Here is a 204-nt window from a genome sequence, read left to right on the forward strand (position 1 = left end):
GAGACAGTTTCGACCTTGGTTATTCCAATCAAGAAACTGGCGAGCAACAGAGCACATAGCACGAAACTTGAGCGAATTGGTTAAGCTACTAAGAGCACACGGAGGATGCCTAGGCGCTAGGAGCCGATGAAGGACGTGGCGAACAACGATACTGCCTCGGGGAGCTGTAAGCAAGCTTTGATCCGGGGATGTCCGAATGGGGAA

General features: G+C 52.0%; 1 rRNA gene. It reads left to right on the plus strand.

Going from position 1 to position 204, the window contains the following annotated elements:
- Nucleotides 1-78: 78 nt before the first annotated feature.
- Nucleotides 79-204, plus strand: a 23S ribosomal RNA gene (locus RJP21_RS31510); the annotation flags it as partial.

This window comes from Paenibacillus sp. VCA1, from assembly GCF_031583795.1.
In the GTDB taxonomy this organism is placed as follows: domain Bacteria; phylum Bacillota; class Bacilli; order Paenibacillales; family Paenibacillaceae; genus Paenibacillus_AQ; species Paenibacillus_AQ albilobatus.